Origin of the sequence: Pantoea sp. AS-PWVM4 (assembly GCF_000468095.1) — a bacterium.
Taxonomy (GTDB): Bacteria; Pseudomonadota; Gammaproteobacteria; order Enterobacterales; family Enterobacteriaceae; genus Pantoea; species Pantoea phytobeneficialis.
Genome location: NZ_ASZC01000015.1, coordinates 192,632 through 213,320, shown reverse-complemented (window position 1 = coordinate 213,320; position 20,689 = coordinate 192,632). Strand labels below are relative to the sequence as shown.

Annotated in this window: 18 protein-coding genes, 2 tRNA genes and 1 rRNA gene; 13 read left to right on the top strand and 8 right to left on the bottom strand. The window is 55.0% G+C overall.

The genetic code is table 11. The features are described from left to right. Positions 1–8: 8 nt before the first annotated feature. The 3 genes from rrf to L579_RS14620 all read left to right on the top strand — a co-directional run bounded on the left by rrf (position 9) and on the right by L579_RS14620 (position 360). Positions 9–124, top strand: a 5S ribosomal RNA gene (gene rrf, locus L579_RS14630). A 74-nt stretch (positions 125–198) separates the two neighbouring features. Beyond that, positions 199–275 (top strand) — tRNA-Asp (locus L579_RS14625). 9 nt (positions 276–284) lie between these two features. Further along, a tRNA-Trp gene (locus L579_RS14620) sits at positions 285–360 on the top strand. A 169-nt stretch (positions 361–529) separates the two neighbouring features. On the opposite strand, the gene hdfR is transcribed toward L579_RS14620, so the two are convergent. Beyond that, positions 530–1,351 (bottom strand): HTH-type transcriptional regulator HdfR, encoded by an 822-nt coding sequence (gene hdfR / locus L579_RS14615; protein WP_021184985.1) that lies wholly within the window; start codon positions 1,349–1,351, stop codon positions 530–532. Between the two features lie 121 nt (positions 1,352–1,472). On the opposite strand from hdfR, the gene L579_RS14610 reads away from it, so the two are divergent. Beyond that, positions 1,473–1,811: a DUF413 domain-containing protein gene (locus L579_RS14610; protein ID WP_013510966.1), complete on the top strand. Its 339-nt coding sequence runs from the start codon at positions 1,473–1,475 to the stop codon at positions 1,809–1,811. Between the two features lie 25 nt (positions 1,812–1,836). Here L579_RS14610 and L579_RS14605 read toward each other — a convergent pair whose 3' ends face one another. Continuing rightward, positions 1,837–3,357: a YifB family Mg chelatase-like AAA ATPase gene (locus L579_RS14605; protein ID WP_021184984.1), complete on the bottom strand. Its 1,521-nt coding sequence runs from the start codon at positions 3,355–3,357 to the stop codon at positions 1,837–1,839. A gap of 328 nt (positions 3,358–3,685) precedes the next feature. Between L579_RS14605 and ilvL the strand changes: the two genes are divergently transcribed. From ilvL to ilvA, 6 genes are all read left to right on the top strand, one after another. Further along, positions 3,686–3,784 (top strand): ilv operon leader peptide, encoded by a 99-nt coding sequence (ilvL, locus tag L579_RS23375; RefSeq protein ID WP_071783595.1) that lies wholly within the window; start codon positions 3,686–3,688, stop codon positions 3,782–3,784. Positions 3,785–3,933: 149 nt separating this feature from the next. Next, positions 3,934–5,580, top strand: coding sequence for an acetolactate synthase 2 catalytic subunit (ilvG, locus tag L579_RS14600; RefSeq protein ID WP_021184983.1), 1,647 nt, complete (start codon positions 3,934–3,936; stop codon positions 5,578–5,580). Next, the gene (ilvM, locus tag L579_RS14595; protein WP_013510963.1) at positions 5,577–5,834 is read left to right on the top strand and encodes an acetolactate synthase 2 small subunit; all 258 of its coding nucleotides are present in this window, start codon (positions 5,577–5,579) and stop codon (positions 5,832–5,834) included. Before ilvG ends, ilvM begins: the two co-directional genes overlap by 4 nt. A gap of 18 nt (positions 5,835–5,852) precedes the next feature. Beyond that, on the top strand, positions 5,853–6,782 hold the full coding sequence (gene ilvE / locus L579_RS14590) for a branched-chain-amino-acid transaminase (RefSeq protein ID WP_013510962.1): 930 nt from the start codon (positions 5,853–5,855) through the stop codon (positions 6,780–6,782). A 60-nt stretch (positions 6,783–6,842) separates the two neighbouring features. After that, the gene (gene ilvD, locus L579_RS14585) at positions 6,843–8,693 is read left to right on the top strand and encodes a dihydroxy-acid dehydratase (RefSeq protein WP_021184982.1); all 1,851 of its coding nucleotides are present in this window, start codon (positions 6,843–6,845) and stop codon (positions 8,691–8,693) included. A gap of 3 nt (positions 8,694–8,696) precedes the next feature. Then, entirely contained in the window at positions 8,697–10,244 is a 1,548-nt protein-coding gene (ilvA, locus tag L579_RS14580; RefSeq protein ID WP_021184981.1) for a threonine ammonia-lyase, biosynthetic, read from the top strand. Here the strand turns inward: ilvA and ilvY are convergent, their stop codons facing one another. Next, positions 10,245–11,126 carry an HTH-type transcriptional activator IlvY gene (gene ilvY, locus L579_RS14575; protein ID WP_013510959.1) on the bottom strand — a complete coding sequence of 294 codons (882 nt, stop codon included), beginning with the start codon at positions 11,124–11,126 and terminating at the stop codon, positions 10,245–10,247. A gap of 160 nt (positions 11,127–11,286) precedes the next feature. Between ilvY and ilvC the strand changes: the two genes are divergently transcribed. Further along, positions 11,287–12,762 carry a ketol-acid reductoisomerase gene (gene ilvC / locus L579_RS14570; RefSeq protein WP_021184980.1) on the top strand — a complete coding sequence of 492 codons (1,476 nt, stop codon included), beginning with the start codon at positions 11,287–11,289 and terminating at the stop codon, positions 12,760–12,762. Between the two features lie 291 nt (positions 12,763–13,053). Here ilvC and L579_RS14565 read toward each other — a convergent pair whose 3' ends face one another. The 3 genes from L579_RS14565 to L579_RS14555 all read right to left on the bottom strand — a co-directional run bounded on the left by L579_RS14565 (position 13,054) and on the right by L579_RS14555 (position 16,611). Next, positions 13,054–14,388 carry an MFS transporter gene (locus tag L579_RS14565; protein WP_021184979.1) on the bottom strand — a complete coding sequence of 445 codons (1,335 nt, stop codon included), beginning with the start codon at positions 14,386–14,388 and terminating at the stop codon, positions 13,054–13,056. 276 nt (positions 14,389–14,664) lie between these two features. Then, positions 14,665–15,672, bottom strand: a complete 1,008-nt coding sequence (gene yhjD, locus L579_RS14560) for an inner membrane protein YhjD (RefSeq protein ID WP_021184978.1) — start codon at positions 15,670–15,672, stop codon at positions 14,665–14,667. Between the two features lie 39 nt (positions 15,673–15,711). Next, positions 15,712–16,611 (bottom strand): LysR family transcriptional regulator, encoded by a 900-nt coding sequence (locus tag L579_RS14555; protein WP_021184977.1) that lies wholly within the window; start codon positions 16,609–16,611, stop codon positions 15,712–15,714. Between the two features lie 115 nt (positions 16,612–16,726). On the opposite strand from L579_RS14555, the gene L579_RS14550 reads away from it, so the two are divergent. Further along, positions 16,727–17,485 (top strand): SDR family NAD(P)-dependent oxidoreductase, encoded by a 759-nt coding sequence (locus L579_RS14550; RefSeq protein WP_036626749.1) that lies wholly within the window; start codon positions 16,727–16,729, stop codon positions 17,483–17,485. 83 nt (positions 17,486–17,568) lie between these two features. Here L579_RS14550 and L579_RS14545 read toward each other — a convergent pair whose 3' ends face one another. Next, the gene (locus L579_RS14545) at positions 17,569–18,417 is read right to left on the bottom strand and encodes a PhzF family phenazine biosynthesis protein (protein WP_021184976.1); all 849 of its coding nucleotides are present in this window, start codon (positions 18,415–18,417) and stop codon (positions 17,569–17,571) included. 113 nt (positions 18,418–18,530) lie between these two features. Between L579_RS14545 and L579_RS14540 the strand changes: the two genes are divergently transcribed. Next, positions 18,531–19,154: a glutathione S-transferase family protein gene (locus L579_RS14540; RefSeq protein WP_021184975.1), complete on the top strand. Its 624-nt coding sequence runs from the start codon at positions 18,531–18,533 to the stop codon at positions 19,152–19,154. Here the strand turns inward: L579_RS14540 and L579_RS14535 are convergent. After that, entirely contained in the window at positions 19,121–20,611 is a 1,491-nt protein-coding gene (locus L579_RS14535; protein ID WP_021184974.1) for an aminotransferase-like domain-containing protein, read from the bottom strand. The genes L579_RS14540 and L579_RS14535 overlap by 34 nt on opposite strands. Positions 20,612–20,689 lie beyond the last annotated feature (78 nt).

Below are 20,689 nucleotides of genomic sequence, written 5' to 3'. Positions count from 1 at the left end.
AGAATTTGCCTGGCGGCTGTAGCGCGGTGGTCCCACCTGACCCCATGCCGAACTCAGAAGTGAAACGCCGTAGCGCCGATGGTAGTGTGGGGTCTCCCCATGCGAGAGTAGGGAACTGCCAGGCATCAATTTAAGGTATTTACCTGAAAAGGTAACACCGGTTATCAGCGAGACCCCGCTGGTAATGCAGTATTCGGTGGTGCGGTAGTTCAGTCGGTTAGAATACCGGCCTGTCACGCCGGGGGTCGCGGGTTCGAGTCCCGTCCGCACCGCCACCCTCATTTAGGGGCGTAGTTCAATTGGTAGAGCACCGGTCTCCAAAACCGGGTGTTGGGGGTTCGAGTCCCTCCGCCCCTGCCAGAAAACAATCCTTTGCTTAGGCAAAGGATTTTTTTTGCCTAAAATAACCTGCATATTTTCACTATCCTCTCCTGGATACTTTTCTCCAGCACAAAATGCTCAGATCGTTTAGTGATGGAGGGAATTGAGCTTCACCAATATCCACTCAAACCCTTCTGATTTTATTACATCAATGTGTTAATACCGGATATTTGAGCAACTGGCGAATATGCGCCTGCTGATCACTATTTTGTAGCCAGACCGCATATAGTGGTCTGACAGCGACAGGCGTATCAGGAATAACCATCAGATCGCTGTAAATGCTATGCCAAAAATCAGGTAAAAACGCGCAAGCACCAGTCGTATGCAGCAATTCTCGGGTAACATGCGCCGATGTTGTCGTTAATACCGGAACGTCATCACTGGACAGATAGTTTTCATGTTGGTGAAAATCTGCTCCCCATTCCAGTTTGATGTAATCATATTTTTCACGCTTCTCAGTTTTACGCGCACGAAATAATGCGAGTGAAATGTGGCCAATTTGCTGGCTGGTCAATTCATCCATCTTTGGCGCTTCGGTGGTGATCAAAAGATCAAGCTGCCGCTCATGTAACTGCTTCACCAGCAAATGCCGTTGCGCAATACGCGCTTCAAGATGAAGGCTTTCTCTGTTCTCATAAAGCGATTGTAACCAGGGGGTTAGATAAGCCTCCCACAGCGATGCGCTGGCCCCAATAGAAAGCTCATGATGCTGCTGTGTATGGGAGACTTCCTTTTTTGCCATCAGCCAGGTACTCATCAGGCTTTCTGCGTAAGGTAATAAGCGCTCGCCCGCAGAAGTCAGCCGAATGTTATTACGATGGCGCGTAAAAAGGTTAACGCCCAGCTGGTTTTCCAGTTGGCGAATGCGAAAACTAACGGCAGATTGCGTGAGGTAAAGCGCTTCAGCAGCACGCCCGAAATGGCGAGTTCTGCTCACTTCGAGGAAAGTTTTCAGTAATTCCGTATCCACAGCATTCTCCCAAAAAATGTTTGTCGTATTGATTTAAATGTTTTGTTTTACACTCTGTCAAGCCTATCTAATACTCCGCGCCATAAATAGCACGGCCATATGAGAATCAGGAGCGTGTAAAATGGCGGATAGCTTCGCAACAACGAATCGTTTCTTTGATAACAAGCATTACCCTCGTGGTTTTTCGCGTCATGGTGATTTCACCATTAAAGAAGCTACGCTTCTTGAGCGCCACGGTTTTGCCTTTAATGAACTGGACCTGGCAAAGCGTGAGCCAGTGACGGAAGAAGAACGTTTATTTATTGAAGTATGTCGTGGTATTCGTGAGCCGCAAACGGAAGCGGAGCGTGTATGGTCGAAATATACCGCACGTATCAAGCGTCCTAAGCGTTTTCACACGCTTTCCGGCGGTAAGCCGCAGATGGACAGCGTCGAAGATTACAGCGACAGCGAAGACTAAGAAACGGGGCATTGGCCCCGTTTTTTTACTCCAGACTTTTGTGTAGAAAAATCATCAAGCGATCAATACTGCGATACCCTACCGCTTCCTGAATATGATGCCGGGTAATTCGCGCCTCTCCTGCCAAATCGGCTATCGTTCTCGCCACCTTCAGAATGCGTTGCCAGGCACGTACTGACAGGCCAAGTGAATTCAGCACCTCTTCAAGCCACTTTGCATCTTCGTCAACCAGCTCACACCAGCGCTGTATTTCTGCATTCGAAAGATGTGCGTTCACTTTCCCACTGCGGTTGATTTGACGTTGCCGTGCCGCAACCACACGTTGTAGCACCTCTGCGCTACTCTCACTGCGCTGCTGTTTCTGGCTGAGTGTACCGCTGGGTAACAGCGGCACTTCGAGGGAGAGATCAAAACGGTCAAGAAAAGGGCCGGAAAGACGGCTCAGATAGCGCAATACCTGCTGTGGAGTACATCGGTTATGGTTTCCCTGATAATGACCAGTTGGGCTGGGGTTCATTGCGCCAATTAACTGAAAACGCGCTGGATAGGTAACTTTGGCTCGGGTGCGAGAGATGGCAATCTCACCGGACTCAATCGGCTCGCGTAGCGCATCCAGTACCCGGCGTTCGAACTCAGGTAATTCATCCAGAAAAAGGACACCATTGTGCGCCAGCGAAATTTCACCCGGACGCGGTAAGGAACCGCCGCCAATCAATGCATACAGCGAAGCGCTATGATGTGGTGCGCGGAAGGGGCGTTTACGCCATTGTTGTTGAAGGTTGCCGCTACTGACCAGGCTGGCGATAGCCGCACACTCCAGTGCCTCCTGGTCATTCAACGGGGGCATAATGCCGGGCAAGCGTGTGGCCAGCATGGTTTTCCCGGTTCCCGGCGGACCCAGCAGCAGCAAATTGTGACCGCCTGCGGCGGTAATCTCCAATGCCCGTCGTCCTTGTTCCTGCCCAATAATATCGCTCAGATCCTGGCTGTCGTTGTCGATGCGGTCAGGCTGATAACGAGCAATGGGTAACTCCGTCTGATTATGCAGAAAGGCGCAAATCTCCAGCAGATGTTTACCAATCAGGGTTGTGCCTTGCTGAATTAAACCTACATCCTGTTGATTCTGTTCAGAGAGTACCATTTGTCTACCCGCCTGGAGGGCTGCCATAGCCGCAGGAATGGCAGCCTGAACGCCACACAGCGCCCCGTTCAGTGCTAATTCACCCAGGAATTCATATTGTGCGAGTTTCGCGTCAGGAAGCTGCTCTGAGGCGGCGAGAATCGCAATGGCGATCGGCAGGTCGTAGCGCCCACCTTCTTTAGGGAGATCGGCAGGGGCGAGATTGATGGTGACGCGCTTTGCCGGAAAGGTAAATCCGCTGTTGATGATCGCGCTGCGCACCCGCTCACGCGCTTCTTTCACCGTGGTTTCTGGTAAACCCACCAGCGTTAAGGCAGGCAGGCCGTTGCTAATATGCACTTCCACCGTTACCAGCGGTGCCTGCACACCCAGCGCCGCGCGTGTCAAAACCCTTGATAAAGACATAACCACTCCTTGTTGGTTCTATCTTGCAGGGCTTTATAAGGAAGGCCTAATCGGGATGATCAGAATTACGCGCAGGGTTCCATCATTTCACTGCGAATTTCTGCCTGTTCACGTATTTTGGATGCGGGTTCTCAGAACGAAATCGAATGTTACGACGCGGTCGTAATGAATATTTATCACAAATACAAATAACCGTTTACTTACAAGGTGATAACCACTTTCGTGCCGTTGCGTCATAAAAATTTCTGATGAAAATTATTGTCAATGCCCGGATAACTATGGTAACTCTGTAGGTATTACTTCGAACAATCGAAAAAACGAACAACACATGAAAGCCCTTCTACAAGTGATTAGCCTAGTCGTGATTAGCGTGGTGGTGATTATTATCCCACCGTGCGGGGCTACGCTTGGAGAAAGAAAGGCTTAAAAATCAAGCCTGGAATTCGAAAAACCCCCGCACCGCAAGGTCCGGGGGTTTTTTTTCGACCAGGTAAAATATCAGCGAATCATCGAGGAACAGATAATGAACAGTAGCATAAAATTCTGTTGTTCCCGCAGGGATACAGGAGAATAACCATGACAGGTGCACAGTGGGTAGTTCAGGCTTTACGCGCGCAGGGTGTTGATACAGTGTTTGGTTATCCTGGCGGTGCCATCATGCCAGTGTACGATGCGCTCTACGATGGCGGCGTGGAACACCTACTGTGTCGGCATGAGCAAGGTGCAGTGATGGCGGCGATTGGTTATGCTCGCTCTACTGGCAAGACCGGCGTCTGTATTGCCACCTCTGGCCCTGGCGCAACTAACCTGATCACCGGCTTAGCCGATGCAATGATGGACTCCATCCCGGTGGTTGCCATTACCGGCCAGGTTGCTTCTCCGTTTATCGGCACCGATGCGTTCCAGGAAATTGACGTTCTCGGCTTGTCACTGGCCTGCACCAAGCATAGCTTCCTCGTTGAATCCCTTGATGATTTACCTTCAGTCATGGCTGAAGCCTTCGCCATCGCCCAGTCTGGCCGTCCAGGCCCGGTATTGGTTGATATCCCGAAAGACATCCAAATCGCTCATGGCGATCTCACGCCGCACCTGCTGCCGGTTGAAGAGGCGTTGAGCCATTCACCGCAGCATATCGCGGAAGCGCGCGCCCTGATGGCGCAGGCAAAAAAACCGATGCTGTATATCGGTGGTGGCGTGGGTATGGCGCAGGCAGTCCCTGCGTTACGTGCGATGGCGATCGAAACCGGCATCCCGATGGTCGCCACGCTGAAAGGTTTGGGTAGCGCGGATGCCAACAGCGATCTTTACCTCGGCATGCTGGGGATGCACGGCACCAAAGCGGCTAACCTGGCGGTCCAGGAGTGCGATTTGCTGATCGCGGTTGGTGCGCGTTTTGACGACCGCGTTACCGGTAAGCTCGACACCTTCGCGCCACACGCCAGCGTTATCCATATTGATATCGACCCCGCCGAACTGAACAAGCTGCGCCGTGCGCACGTCTCGTTGCAGGGTGATTTGAATCAGGTGCTGCCCGCGCTGAGCATGCCGCTGCAAATCGATGCATGGCGCACCGAAGTTAAAGCGCTGAAGGCCGAATTCAACTGGCGTTACGACCATCCAGGCGAAGCAATCTATGCCCCACTGCTGCTGAAGCAGTTGTCCGATCGTAAAGCCGACAGCGCAGTGGTGACCACTGACGTGGGTCAGCATCAAATGTGGGCAGCGCAGCATATGTCATTCAGCGCGCCGGAAAACTTTATTACCTCCAGCGGCCTTGGCACCATGGGCTTTGGCCTGCCGGCTGCGGTAGGTGCCCAGGTGGCCCGTCCGAACGATACCGTCATCTGCGTATCCGGTGACGGCTCAATCATGATGAACATTCAGGAGCTGGGTACCATCAAACGCGGCAAACTGCCGGTTAAAATCCTGCTGCTGGATAACCAGCGCCTCGGCATGGTACGCCAGTGGCAGCAGCTGTTCTTTGATGGACGCTACAGCGAAACCATCCTGACTGATAACCCCGATTTCCTCACGCTGGCCAGCGCTTTTGATATCCCCGGCCAGCGCATTAGCCGTAAAGATCAGGTCGACGCCGCCCTTGATGCTCTGCTGAACAGTGAAGGTCCATACTTCCTGCATGTTGCGATTGATGAGCATGAAAACGTCTGGCCTTTGGTACCGCCTGGTGCCAGCAACGCAAACATGATGGAGAAAACCGTATGAACCAGCATCAATTGTCTATCGAAGCGCGCTTCCGCCCTGAAATATTGGAGCGCATTTTGCGCGTCGTGCGCCACCGTGGTTTCCAGGTGTGCACCATGAACATGGCATCAGCCGCGAATGCCGAAAATATTAATATCGAAATGACCGTTGCCAGCCAGCGCTCTGTCGATTTACTGTCTTCGCAGTTAAGCAAACTGATGGATGTCGCTTGCGTCCAGATCCAACAACAGACAACACAACAAATCCGTGCCTAGTCGCGAAAGGAAATAACAATGAGTACGAAGAAAGCAGACTTTATTTGGTTCAATGGGGAGATGGTTAAGTGGGAAGACGCCAAGGTCAGCGTTATGTCTCACGCGTTGCATTACGGTACTTCGGTGTTTGAAGGCGTGCGTTGCTACGACTCACACAAAGGCCCGGTGGTGTTCCGTCATCGTGAACACATGCAGCGTCTGCACGACTCCGCCAAAATCTACCGCTTCCCGATCAAAGCCAGCGTAGATGAGCTGATGGAAGCCTGCCGTGAAGTGCTGCGCGTCAACAAACTGAAAAGCGCTTACATCCGTCCTCTGGCCTTCGTAGGCGACGTGGGCCTGGGTGTGAACCCGCCAGATGGCTACACCACCGATGTGATCATCGCTGCGTTCCCTTGGGGTGCTTACCTGGGTGCTGAAGCGCTTGAGCAGGGCATTGACGCGATGGTTTCTTCATGGAACCGCGTAGCCCCGAACACCCTGCCGACCGCAGCGAAAGCCGGTGGTAACTACCTTTCTTCTCTGTTGGTGGGCAGCGAAGCTCGTCGCCACGGCTATCAGGAAGGTATCGCTCTCGACACCAACGGCTATATTTCAGAAGGTGCTGGTGAAAACTTGTTCGAAGTGAAAGATGGCATTCTGTTCACGCCGCCGTTCACTTCTTCTGCGCTGCCGGGCATCACCCGTGACGCCATCATCAAACTGGCAAAAGACATGGGTATCGAAGTTCGCGAGCAGGTGCTGTCACGCGAATCACTGTACCTGGCTGACGAAGTGTTCATGTCTGGTACTGCGGCGGAAATCACTCCGGTTCGCAGCGTTGACGGAATTCAGGTGGGCGCAGGCAAATGTGGTCCGGTGACCAAACGCATTCAGCAGGCATTCTTTGGCCTGTTCACTGGCGAAACTGAAGACAAATGGGGCTGGCTGGACCAGGTTAACCCATAACACGTTTTTTCGCGGACGCAGTAGCGTCCGCGACATTATCCTTACTGGAGTAAATAGAGCATGCCTAAGTACCGTTCCGCCACCACCACCCATGGCCGTAACATGGCGGGTGCCCGTGCCTTGTGGCGCGCGACAGGAATGACCGACGCCGATTTCGGTAAGCCGATTATCGCCGTGGTCAACTCATTCACCCAATTCGTGCCTGGCCACGTCCACCTGCGCGATCTCGGCAAACTGGTCGCTGAACAAATCGAAGCGGCTGGCGGTGTGGCTAAAGAGTTCAACACCATTGCGGTGGATGACGGTATCGCCATGGGTCATGGCGGCATGCTGTATTCACTGCCTTCGCGCGAGTTGATCGCTGACTCCGTCGAGTACATGGTCAACGCCCACTGTGCCGATGCGATGGTCTGCATCTCCAACTGCGACAAGATCACCCCGGGAATGCTGATGGCCTCGCTGCGCCTCAACATTCCGGTGATCTTCGTTTCCGGTGGCCCGATGGAAGCGGGTAAAACCAAGCTGTCTGACAAAATCATCAAGCTGGATCTGGTGGATGCGATGATTCAGGGTGCGAACCCGAACGTCAGCGATGCCGATAGCGAGCAGATTGAACGTTCCGCCTGCCCGACCTGTGGTTCCTGTTCTGGTATGTTCACCGCCAACTCGATGAACTGCCTGACCGAAGCGCTGGGTCTGTCACAGCCAGGTAACGGTTCGCTGTTGGCGACCCATGCTGATCGTAAGGACCTGTTTATCAATGCCGGTAAGCGCATCGTTAACCTGACCAAACAATATTACGAGCAGGATGATGCCCGCGTACTGCCGCGTAATATCGCGAGCAAAGCCGCGTTTGAGAACGCCATGACGCTGGATATCGCGATGGGCGGCTCCACCAACACCGTACTGCACCTGCTGGCCGCCGCGCAGGAAGGCGAAATCGACTTCAACATTTCTGATATCGACCGTCTGTCACGCAAAGTGCCGCATCTGTGTAAGGTGGCCCCGAGCACCCAGAAATATCATATGGAAGATGTGCACCGCGCGGGTGGCGTCATCGGCATCCTCGGTGAACTGGATCGCGCTGGCCTGTTGCACACTGACGTGCGCAACGTGCTGGGTCTGAACCTGCGTGAAACCCTGGATCAGTACGACATCATGCTGACCAAAGACGAAGCGGTGAAAAAGATGTTCCGCGCCGGTCCGGCCGGTATTCGCACCACTCAGGCGTTCTCGCAGGATTGCCGTTGGGACACGCTGGATGACGACCGTCAGGAAGGTTGTATCCGCACCCGTGAATTCGCTTTCTCGCAAGACGGTGGTCTGGCGGTGCTGTACGGCAACCTGGCGGAAGATGGCTGTATCGTGAAAACCGCTGGTGTGGACAAAGAGATCCTCACCTTCAAAGGCCCGGCCAAAGTTTACGAAAGCCAGGACGATGCGGTTGAAGCGATTCTCGGCGGTAAAGTGGTCGCGGGCGATGTCGTGGTGATTCGCTACGAAGGGCCGAAAGGTGGACCGGGCATGCAGGAAATGCTCTATCCGACCACCTACCTGAAATCGATGGGCCTCGGCAAAAGCTGTGCGCTGATCACCGATGGTCGTTTCTCAGGCGGTACCTCCGGTCTGTCTATCGGCCACGCTTCACCGGAAGCGGCCAACGGCGGCACCATCGCGCTGGTGAAAGACGGCGACATCATCGAAATCGACATCCCGAACCGTGGCATCAAGCTGGCGGTGCCGGAAAACGAACTGCACGCACGTCGTGAAGAGGAAGAAGCCCGTGGTGATGCAGCGTATACGCCGCATGGCCGTGAGCGTCAGGTCTCCTTCGCCCTGCGTGCTTATGCATCACTCGCGACCAGCGCTGACAAAGGCGCGGTGCGCGATAAGTCTAAGCTGGGAGGCTAACAGATGGCTGAGTCTCAACCGCTACCCGCGGCGCCTTGCGGCGCGGAGTATTTGCGCGCGGTATTGCGTTCACCGGTGTACGAAATTGCACAGGTCACGCCGTTACAGAAAATGGAAAAAATTTCATCGCGTCTTGGCAACACCATTCTGGTGAAGCGTGAAGATCGTCAGCCGGTGCACAGCTTCAAGCTGCGCGGAGCTTACGCGATGATTGCCGGGCTGACTGAGGAGCAGAAAGCGCGCGGCGTGGTGACGGCATCCGCTGGCAACCACGCGCAGGGCGTAGCCCTCTCAGCCAGTACCTTAGGCATCAAATCACTGATTGTGATGCCGCTGGCCACGGCAGATATCAAGGTTGATGCGGTGCGCGCATTTGGCGGTGAGGCTTACCTGTTTGGTGCCAACTTCGACGAGGCAAAAGCCAAGGCGATTGAGCTGGCGGAGCAGCAAGGTTACACCTTCGTTCACCCGTTTGATCATCCGGCGGTGATCGCCGGACAGGGCACGCTGGCGATGGAACTGTTGCAGCAGGATGCGCATCTCGATCGCGTTTTCGTACCGGTCGGTGGCGGTGGTCTGGCGGCGGGTGTGGCGGTGCTGATCAAGCAACTGATGCCGCAGATTAAGGTGATTGCCGTTGAGTCAGAAGATTCAGCCTGCCTGAAAGCGGCGCTGGATGCCGGTCATCCGGTTGATCTGGCGCGTGTCGGTTTGTTTGCTGAAGGTGTGGCGGTGAAGCGTATCGGCGACGAAACCTTCCGCCTGTGCCAGGAGTATCTGGACGACATCATCACCGTGGACAGCGATGCTATCTGCGCCGCGATGAAAGATCTGTTCGAGGATGTGCGTGCGGTGGCGGAGCCTTCCGGGGCGCTGGCGCTGGCCGGGATGAAAAAATACATCCAGCAGCACAACATCAAGGGCGAACGTCTGGCGCATGTGCTGTCGGGGGCCAACGTCAACTTCCACGGTCTGCGCTACGTCTCCGAGCGCTGCGAACTGGGCGAGCAGCGTGAAGCGTTGCTGGCGGTCACCATCCCTGAGCAACAAGGCAGCTTCCTGAAGTTCTGCCAGACGCTGGGCGGTCGTTCCGTCACTGAGTTCAACTATCGTTACGCCGATGCCGATAACGCCTGCATCTTCGTTGGTGTGCGCTTAACGCGCGGGCTGGAGGAACGTAGCGAAATCATCAGCCAGCTCACGCAGGGTGGTTATAACGTGGTGGACCTCTCCGACGATGAGATGGCCAAGCTGCACGTCCGTTACATGGTCGGTGGTCGTCCATCCAAACCGTTGCGTGAGCGCCTGTTCAGCTTCGAGTTCCCGGAAGCACCCGGTGCGTTGCTGAAGTTCCTGCAAACGCTCGGTACGCACTGGAATATCTCGTTGTTCCACTATCGCAGCCACGGCACCGATTACGGTCGTGTGCTGGCGGCGTTTGAACTGGGTGATGATGAGCCGCGCTTTGAGGAGCATCTCACGGCGCTGGGTTATGACTTCCACGACGAAGCCAATAACCCGGCGTTCCGCTTCTTCCTCGCCGGTCAGTAACTACAGCAGGTTCCAGAAGGCATTGATAAGCGGCTCTCCGAGCCGCTTTTTTTGTACGCAAACGCCCAGCTCAAGCGGCGCGACCGACTCGACGTTCTCCAGTACCAGCACGCGATTACGTACCGGTTCCGGGCTGTTTTCCAGTACCACGTCCGGCAGCAGCGCAATGCCACATCCCAGCGCCACCATCGACACAATCGCCTCATGACCCGACACCGTGGCATAAATCAGCGGATTGGGAATGCGGCGGCGGCGAAACCACAGGTCGATCCCCCGGCGTGCAGGCCCTTGTTCCGGCAGGATAAACGGAATCAGCGACCAGTCAGGCTCGTCCTGGGTCGCCTGATTCCGCACCGGGCAGGGCAACGCCGGGGCGATCAGGACCAGCGGAATCAGCCCAAGTGGCGTAAAATCTATGCTGGCGGGCAGCGATTCAGGGCGACCGGCAATCGCCAGGTCGGCCTCACCAGACTGCACCATCTCAATCGCATCGGCGGCATCGCCGGTGGTGAGCTTGATCTCCACCTGCGGATGTTCGGCGCGAAAGCGGTCGAGAATCGGTGGCAAATGGCTATAGGCTGCCGTGACCGAACAAAACAGACGTAACTCGCCACTGAGCGAGGGGCCGTTCAGGTCCATCACATGACGCAGTTGTTGGTATTGCAGCAGGGTTTGCTGGGCAAACTGACGCAACCTTTCACCGGCCTCGGTGAGTGTCACGGTCCGGTTATCACGCAGAAACAGCGCGTGGCCGACATCCTCCTCAAGGCGCTGGATTTGGCGCGACAGGGTGGATGGGCTGACATGCATGGCGCGTGCTGTGCGGCCAAAGTGGCAGCTCTCGGCCAGATGGAGGAAGAGTTTCAGGTCTCGTAAATCCATGCGCGGGTAACCTCAAAGTAATATTGCAAATCCTGCAATGTGACCTTGTAAATATATCAATTTAAGCAACAGATTTCCTGTCATATGATGGGGTCATTCGCGACACTGATAACAGCGTCGTTACTGAACAAAGCAAACACAACATCAAACCGGAGTACCCATGGCTAACTACTTCAACACTTTGAACCTGCGCAACCAGTTAGCGCAGTTAGGCAAATGTCGTTTCATGGCGCGCGATGAATTCGCGGATGGCGCCAGCTTCCTGAAAGGGAAAAAAGTCGTCATCGTTGGCTGTGGTGCTCAGGGCCTGAACCAGGGTCTGAACATGCGTGATTCCGGTCTGGATATTGCTTACGCCCTGCGTGCCGAAGCGATCGCTGAGAAGCGAGCTTCTTTCCGCAAAGCGACCGATAACGGCTTCAAAGTGGGTACTTACGAAGAGCTGATCCCGCAGGCTGACCTGGTGGTTAACCTGACGCCAGACAAGCAGCACTCTGCTGTAGTTCAGGCGGTACAGCCGCTGATGAAAGACGGCGCAGCGCTGGGCTACTCACACGGTTTCAACATCGTTGAAGTGGGCGAAACCATCCGTAAAGACATCACCGTGGTCATGGTGGCGCCGAAGTGCCCGGGTACTGAAGTGCGCGAAGAGTACAAGCGTGGCTTCGGTGTGCCGACCCTGATCGCAGTTCACCCGGAAAACGATCCGAAAGGCGAAGGCCTGGCGATTGCTAAAGCCTGGGCCTCTGCGACCGGTGGTGACCGTGCGGGCGTGCTGGAATCCTCTTTCGTTGCGGAAGTGAAATCTGACCTGATGGGTGAGCAGACCATCCTGTGCGGTATGTTGCAGGCCGGTTCTCTGCTGTGCTTCGACAAGCTGGTGGCAGAAGGCCACGATGCGGCTTACGTTGAAAAACTGATTCAGTTCGGCTGGGAAACCATCACCGAATCCCTGAAGTTCGGCGGCATCACCCTGATGATGGATCGTCTGTCTAACCCGGCTAAACTGCGTGCTTACGCGCTGTCTGAGCAGCTGAAAGGCATCATGGCTCCGCTGTTCCAGAAGCACATGGATGACATCATCTCTGGTGAATTTTCCTCCGGCATGATGGCTGACTGGGCCAACGACGACAAAAACCTGCTGACCTGGCGTGAAGAGACCGGTAAAACCGCGTTCGAAACCGCACCGCAGTTCGAAGGTAAAATCGAAGAGCAGGAATACTACGACAAAGGCGTTCTGATGGTTGCAATGGTGAAAGCGGGCGTTGAGCTGGCATTCGAAACCATGATCGACGCGGGCATCATTGAAGAGTCTGCTTACTATGAATCACTGCACGAGCTGCCGCTGATCGCTAACACCATCGCACGTAAGCGCCTGTATGAAATGAACGTGGTTATCTCTGATACCGCAGAATACGGTAACTACCTGTTCTCCTTCGCGGCTGTACCGCTGCTGAAAGAGTTCATGACTACCCTGCAACCGGGCGACCTGGGCAAAGCAGTGGAAGGCACTCAGGTAGACAACGCGCAGCTGCGTGACGTGAACGAAGCGATTCGTCAGCACCCGATCGAAGCGGTTGGCCGCAAACTGCGTGGCTACATGACCGACATGAAACGTATCGCCGTAGCGGGTTAATCCGTTCGCGACACAGTTTTCAGCAACGAAAAACCCCGGCTTGCCGGGGTTTTTTTTGGGTTAAGGTGCGCGCTGTTACCCTCACCCTAACCCTCTCCCGCAAGCGGGAGAGGGAACTGATCGAGCATATGGCACACCTCCCTCCCCGTCATGGGAGAGGGAACTGATCGAGCATATGGCACATCTCCCTCTCCCTCATGGGAGAGGGCCGGGGTGAGGGTAACAGCACGCACCTAACCCCCAATAAAAAACCCGGCCTGAGCCGGGTTTCGCATTTAACACTTCAACGCATTACACCGCTTCATACAGCGTCTGATTACGTGTCTCTTTGCAGGCAATCAACGCGATCAAGGTCAATGCCGCCATCGAAGCCAGATAGAAACCCACCGCCTGCAAACCGTAGTTCGCGTTCAGCCAGGTCGCGATATAAGGTGCAACGGATGCCCCGAGAATCGACGACAGGTTATAGGAGAACGAAGCACCGGTATAACGCACTTCAGTCGGGAACAGCTCTGGCAGCAACGCACCCATCGGGCCAAACGTCAGGCCCATAATGCTCAGGCCGAGCAGCAGGAAGCCCATCACCAGCACCTGCGAACCCGAACCAAGCAGCGCCGGGAACATAAAGGCGAACGCGATAATCATCAGGGTAATGGTGATCATGGTTTTACGGCGACCGAAACGGTCAGCCAGCAGGCCAGCAATCGGCACCATCACACCAAAACCAATCACCGCCACCATCAGCATCCACAGGAAGCTGTTACGTGAATAACCCAGGCCGACCGGCGCTGGCGCCGTGCCGTAGCTCATGGAATAGACGGTCATGATGTAGAACAGCGTATAGGTGGCGAGCATGATAAAGGTGCCGAGAATGGTCGCCACAAGATGTTTGCTCAGCAGGGTACCAATCGGTACGCGTACCTGCTTCTTCTCTTTCTGCACTTTTGCGAATACCGGGCTTTCATGCAGCGATACGCGAACATACAAACCGATAATCACCAGTACGGCGGAGAGGATAAAAGGTACACGCCAGCCCCATTGCATAAACTGCTCGTCAGTCAGCAGCCAGGAGAGCAGCAGGAAGGTACCGTTAGCGAAGAAGAAGCCAATCGGTGCGCCAAGCTGCGGGAACGATCCGTACAGCGCACGCTTTTTCGCCGGGGCATTTTCGGTTGCCAGCAACGCGGCACCGCCCCATTCGCCACCGAGGCCCAGACCCTGACCAAAACGTGCCAGCGCCAGCAGCAGCGGTGCAGCCACACCAATGGTTTGATAACCAGGCAGCAGGCCGATCAGTACGGTCGATACCCCCATAGTCAACAGGGAAGCCACCAGGGTGGCTTTACGGCCCACGCGGTCACCAAAGTGACCAAACACCGCTGAACCAATTGGACGCGCGACGAAGGCGATGGCAAACGTCGCCAGCGACTGTAGCGTCGCGACTGTGGCATCACCCTGTGGGAAGAAGATATGCGGGAAAACAATCACCGCCGCAGTGGCGTAAATATAGAAATCGAAGAATTCAATCGCGGTGCCGACAAGAGACGCTACGACCACTTTGCCGCGTGAATTGACTGGCGCATCGTCGTGTTTTTTGTCGAGTGGTTCTGTGATGGAGGCTTGCATAACTGTTTCTTAATTGTAAATTGAAACAAAGAATCTTACGCACCTGTTTTGCGTCATTCAATGGCGAAAAACCGCGTCACAACAGGCTTTTTCGGCGAAAAAGAGGATAATTTCTGAGTTCATGCAATCGGCGGCGGATGGGAAGGGGAACGGCGGCTTTTTTGGCGGGAATCTCTGCAAAAGGGCCAAATAAAAGTGACCCTTTAGCGATTCCTGCTGGGTTTTGCCGCAAAAACAGCCAATGGGGAACATTTTTGGCTGTTGCGGCAAATGTAACTAATGTTGCTGGTGGGGTTGCGGCATCTCTTTATCATCTTTATATCTGGCGGTGGCGATCCAGGCGGCGCAGAACAGCGTGAGACGCGCAAAGAAGTAGAAAAATGCCATCAGACCTAATACCGAACCAAATGCCGCACCGGAGGGGGAGGTCGCCAGTTTCGGCAAGGTAATGGTCATGACAAACTTAATCACCTCAAAGCCAACAGCCGCCAGCAGCGTACCGCGAAACAGCGCTTTCTTACGCGGCTTGTGGCGCGGCAAAATCCAGAAAATCCACAGGAAGAGTAAATAGTTAGCAAAGATAGAGATACTCAGAGTAATGATGGTCATCGCCGGGCGTAACCACTCAATATGATCCAGCCCCAGCGCCTGCACAATCGCGGCCTGCGCCGCCCCGGCCACCGAGGTCAGCGACAAGGTGATGACCAGCGCCAGCATCAGACCGGTGAGTGAGATAAAATCACGAATGTATCGCTTCCAGAATTTTTCCTGATCATCAGGTTTCCGTTCCCACACATCACGCGATTGCGCGCGAATCGCTTCGCGCAGGTTACCCATCCAGTTAATGCCTGAATACAGCGCCAGCAGCAGGCCGGTCAGGCCGACGGTAGCACGCTGTTGAATCGCCGTATTGACGGTGTTTTTCAGGGTATTGGCAAGGTTAGGATCGCTGATACTGTTGACGATTTTGTTGATCAACTCCGTGAGTAAATCCTGATTCGACGCCAGCACAAAACCGACCGCCGCAAAGGAGACCATCAAAATCGGTATCAGTGAGAGAAACGAGAAGTAGGTAATGGCGGCACCAAACTGGCTGCCGAGACGATCATTGAACCGCTCCAGCGCGCGCAAAAAATGGGCTACCGCCGGGATGGCCTGAAACCAGGTCGCGAAGCGTGAGACATGCACAATCGAGCGGTCCACATGCTGATTACCGGTTTTCAGATCAATGAGCGGCTTTTGCCCGGCCGCTTTTTCCTGATTTTTTTCGTCCGTCATAGACATTCATCATCCTGTTCACAGCGAAATTAAAATTATAGCCTGCTAAGTGACGTACTCCTGCAAGACCTGGCTTAACCACTCCATAAACACCCGCACCCGGCGTGCAACATTGCGTCGATGCGGATAGAGCAGCGAAATCGGCATCGGTTTAGCCGGAAAATGATGCAGCACTTCCACCAGTTGCCCGGACTCCAGCAATGGCTGCACGCCAATCGCCGGCACCTGAATAATCCCCAGCCCGGCAATACACGCCGCACGATAGGTTTCGGTGCTGTTGACGGTTACCACGCCGCCGGTTTGCACGTAATGCGTCTGCTTGCCATCAAAATATTCAAAGCCAGGCGATGGCTGGCCCAACTGCTGGGTATAGTGCACCATCGCATGTTGCGATAAATCTTCCAGGCGCACCGGCATACCGAAGCGGGAAAGGTAATCGGGGCTGGCGCAGTTAATCAAGGCATGGGTTCCGATTTTACGCGCGATCAGGCCGGAATCTTTCAGCTCCCCCACGCGTATCACGCAGTCAAATCCCTCACGGATCACATCCACCTGGCGATCGCTGCTGCTAAGCTCAATCTCAATGCCGGGATAGTGCTGCAAAAACTCCGGCAACCGCGGCAGGATAAAACCGGTCGCCATCGCTACCGACATATCCACGCGCAATTTGCCGCTCAGCGTCGCCGGATCGTGTTGAAACAGGCTGTCCATATCATCCAGCATCGACAACAAATCGAGGCAGCGATCGTAATAAACCAGCCCATCCTGGGTGAGATGGACACGGCGCGTAGTGCGATGCAGCAGCCGTGTACCCATTTGATTTTCCAGCGCCTGTAACTGGCGCGATACGCTGCCTTTTGGCAAACCAAGGCTCTCTGCCGCGCGGGTAAAACTGCCCATTTCTGCCACCCGCACAAAAACCTGCATTGCGTGAATTTTATCCATGTTGTTCACCGATTGTTGTTGTTAGTGAAACAGTGCAGCGCATTACAACGAGTTTATAGATCAAACCTCAGAGAATATCCTTGAAACGTGTTCAATTTTGCAACAGGAGCGAATCATGAGTCACAAAATTGCGTTGATTACTGGCGGCAATCGCGGTTTAGGCAAGAATGCCGCGCTAAAACTGGCCGCAAAAGGCACCGATATTATTTTTACTTACCGCAGCCATGCAGAAGAAGCTGAGGCGGTGGTGAAGGAGATTGAAGCGCTGGGTGCGCGTGCTGCCGCGCTGTTGCTGGATGTCGGCGATACGCGTCAGTTTGATGGCTTTGTCAGTCGGGTTAAAGAGACGCTGCAAAAGGTGTGGCAGCGAGACAACTTTGACTATTTAGTGAACAACGCCGGTCACGGTCACTACAAGCTGTTCAGCGAAACCACTGAGGACGAGTTTGATGCACTGGTCAACGTGCATTTCAAAGGGCCGTACTTCCTTACCCAGAAGCTGCTGCCGGTGATTATTGATGGTGGTCGTATCCTCAATATCTCCAGCGGCCTGACGCGTATCACTTATCCAGGGTCCAGCACCTATGCCTCCATGAAAGGGGCGATGGAAGTGTTGACGCGCTACCAGGCGAAGGAATTGGGCGAACGGCGTATCCGCGTCAACATCCTGGCACCGGGGGCGATTGAGACGGATTTTGGCGGTGGCCGCGTACGCGACACCAAAGAAATCAATGACACCATTGCCTCGCTGACGGCACTGGGCCGCGTGGGACTGCCGGATGATATCGGCGACGCGGTCAGCGCAATTCTTAGCGATGAAACCGGTTGGATCACCGCCCAGCGTATCGAAGCGTCCGGCGGGCAAGCACTGTAATCAACCGCGCAATAAATTGCGCCGCTACAAATATGTGCAGATACCGTAGCGGCGCGATTTATCGCGCAATTTGCCTCGGTGCGTTATACCTCGATGGTACCGTTAATCACCGTCACTGTCTGGCCGCCAATCCAGATGGCCTCTGGCGTGAAACTGACCTGAATGCGTCCGTCACGCTGAACCACGCTGCCCTGACGGGCGCGGTAGTCGCGGGTATCGCCCTGTGACGCCAAATAGCGCGCCAGGCAGGCATTGGCGCTGCCGGTCACCGGATCTTCCACCAGGCTGCCGTTCTCTATAAACAGCGCGCGCAATTCATATTGTTCGCTTTCACCTTGTGGTAACGGGCCAAACGGGGCGATGCCATTCACCTTGGCGTGTTTCTGCAAGCGCAGCAGATCACTGGCGTTGGCCTTAATCTCCCGCACTGCTGCGGCGCTGGTCATCGGTAACAGCAGCCAGCGGATCCCCATATCCACCACCGTAGGCGACTGGCTTTCATCCAGGGCGTCGCTATTAATGGCGCTGCCGATCAGCGCATCGCTGAAGGGAGTCAGGGTGGCTGCCGGGGCGGCGAAAGCCAGCGCTCCGTCAGTGCTGATCCTGACGTCCACCAGGCCAACGCCACACTCCTGCACGATTTTGCCCGGCGTCTTCAGCGGCCAGCCCGCCTCAAGCAGCGCATGCGCGGTGCCAAGCGTCGGATGCCCGGCAAACGGCAGCTCACCACCGGGGGTAAAGATGCGCACCCGATAATCCGCCGCGGCATCCTCCGGTGGCAGCACAAAGGTGGTTTCCGACAAATTGGTCCAGCGCGCAATCGCAGCCAATTGCGCATCGCTCAATCCCTGTGCATCCATAATCACCGCCAGCGGATTGCCGCGAAAGGCTGATGAGGTAAAGACATCCACTTGTTTAAACGCGACCTTCATTGTCACTCCTTCCTCGTTGAGGTGGTCTGAAATCCTGATTTACATGATGTTGATTGCTAAAGGTAATCATTAGGGCTATGAATAGATTAACAATTATGCAACCGGAGTTCGCTATGTTAAAAATTCTTGGCCGCACATCATCAATTAACGTGCGCAAAGTTTTGTGGCTATGTGCCGAGCTGGATATTCCTTACGAGCACGAAGTCTGGGGCGATGAAAACAAATCCCTGCACTCTCCCGAATTTTTGGCGCTTAACCCCAATGCCATGATCCCGGTGATTATCGAAGACGATTTCGTCATGTGGGAGTCCAATGCCATTCTGCGCTATCTCGCCACCAGTTACGGCGGCGAGTGGCTCTACCCGGAAAACCCGCGCGCCCGTGCGCCGATCGATCAATGGACTGACTGGCAAGCCACTGAACTTAACACCTCATGGCGCTACGCGTTTATGTCGCTGGTGCGCAATTCACCCGCCCACCAGGATGAACGTCTGCTGGCGGCAGCCTGCAAAGGCTGGAATCACACGATGGGTATTCTCAACCAGCAGTTGGAAAAAACCGGGCGCTACGTAGCAGGTCGTAACTTCACTCTGGCGGATATCCCGGTCGGTCTGGCGGTGAACCGCTGGTTTGAAACTCCGCTGGAACATGCCGACCTGCCAGCGGTACGCACCTATTACGAACGCCTGACCGAGCGCGAGGGTTACACCACCTGGGGCCGTAACGGCACGCCTTGATCCTGTCCTGGCGGCAGGCCGCTTAATTCACAGGCCAGCGCGCCAGTACGCTCCAGTGCCCAGGTATAACGCGCATCGAACGGATAGCAGCAGGAGAGGCGCAGCGCATGGGTGTAGCGCTCACTCAGTGAGTACAGCGCACCCGGCGTGACGCAAATTTGCTCCTGCAACAACCGATGAAACATCTCCACGGTATCCACTTTTCCCGGCAGTTCGACCCAAAACACAAAGCCACCGCGCGGCAGGGTAGCGCGCGTTCCCTGCGGGAAATGGCGGGCGATAATGCCACGCGCTGCATCAAGATTGGCAGCATAGCGGCGACGCAGGGTGCGCAGGTGGTGATCGTAGCCACCGCTGGCGAGAAACTCCGCCAGCACTTCGCTCAGCAGGCGGGACTCCGACATCGACGACACCGCCTTCAGCCGCGCAATTTTTTCGTGAAAACGCCCGGCGGCGGTCCAGCCGATGCGAAAATCGGGTGCGACGGTTTTGGTAAAGCTGGTGCAGTAAATCACCCAGCCATCGTTGTCGAAGGCTTTAACCGGCGGTGACAACGGCCAGTCAAACTGCAATTCGTCGTACAGACCGTCTTCAATCAATGGAAGATGGTAAGTATTTACTAACTTCGCCAGACGTTTCTTATTCGCCAGCGGCATCACGTAGCCGAGCGGGTTCTGCGCGCCGGGCATGGCGATCAGCGCCTGAATACGCTGTTCCTGGAGCAGCATCTCCAGGGCATCTAGCGATAATCCCTGCTGTGGATCGGTGGGAATCTCCAGCGCTTTCAACCCCAGTGAAGCCAGCAGTGGGAAGAGAAAGAAGTAGGTGGGGGATTCCAGCCCGACACAGTCTCCGGGTTTGGTGACCGCGCGCAGCGCCAGTTGTAGTGCTTCCATGCAGCCATGAGTGAGGGTGATGTCCTGCGCTGTAAGGTTTATCCCGGTATGCAGACTGCGGCGGGCAATCTCCTCCCGTAAGCGCTCACTACCCGGCGGAAGCGCGTAACGACCAACTATTTGCGGGTTACGGCGTAAAACGCTGGCGGTTATCCGGCTCAGACGGGCTGACGGATACAATTCAGCATCCTGTGGGCAGGCCAGCGAGATATTGGTGTAGTCCGGGTTGTTCTGCGCGGCAAACACCTGCTCAATCAGCTCCAGCTTTTGTGTACTCGGGTCATCCACCTTCGCGCGCATTTTCTGTACCGGACGTGTCAACGCAGGTAACACGCTGCGTACATAATACCCGGACTGAGGACGTGCTTCGATCAGGCCGCGATCTTCCAGAATTTGCCAGGCATTGAGTACCGTATTGATACTCACCTGATGGGATTGCGCTACCCGACGTATGGCGGGCAGGCGTTTACCGGGCTTCAGTGTTCCCTGGTGGATAGATTCCGCAAAGCTGTCGGCGAGCTGCTGATACAGCGTCTGGCCGGATGAAAGAGGAAGGGACACAAAAGCCTCCGCATTTGATGGGTACAATTATCAATTTGGCAAACTGTAACCATAACAATAGTCATTTTGTGTCTCTGT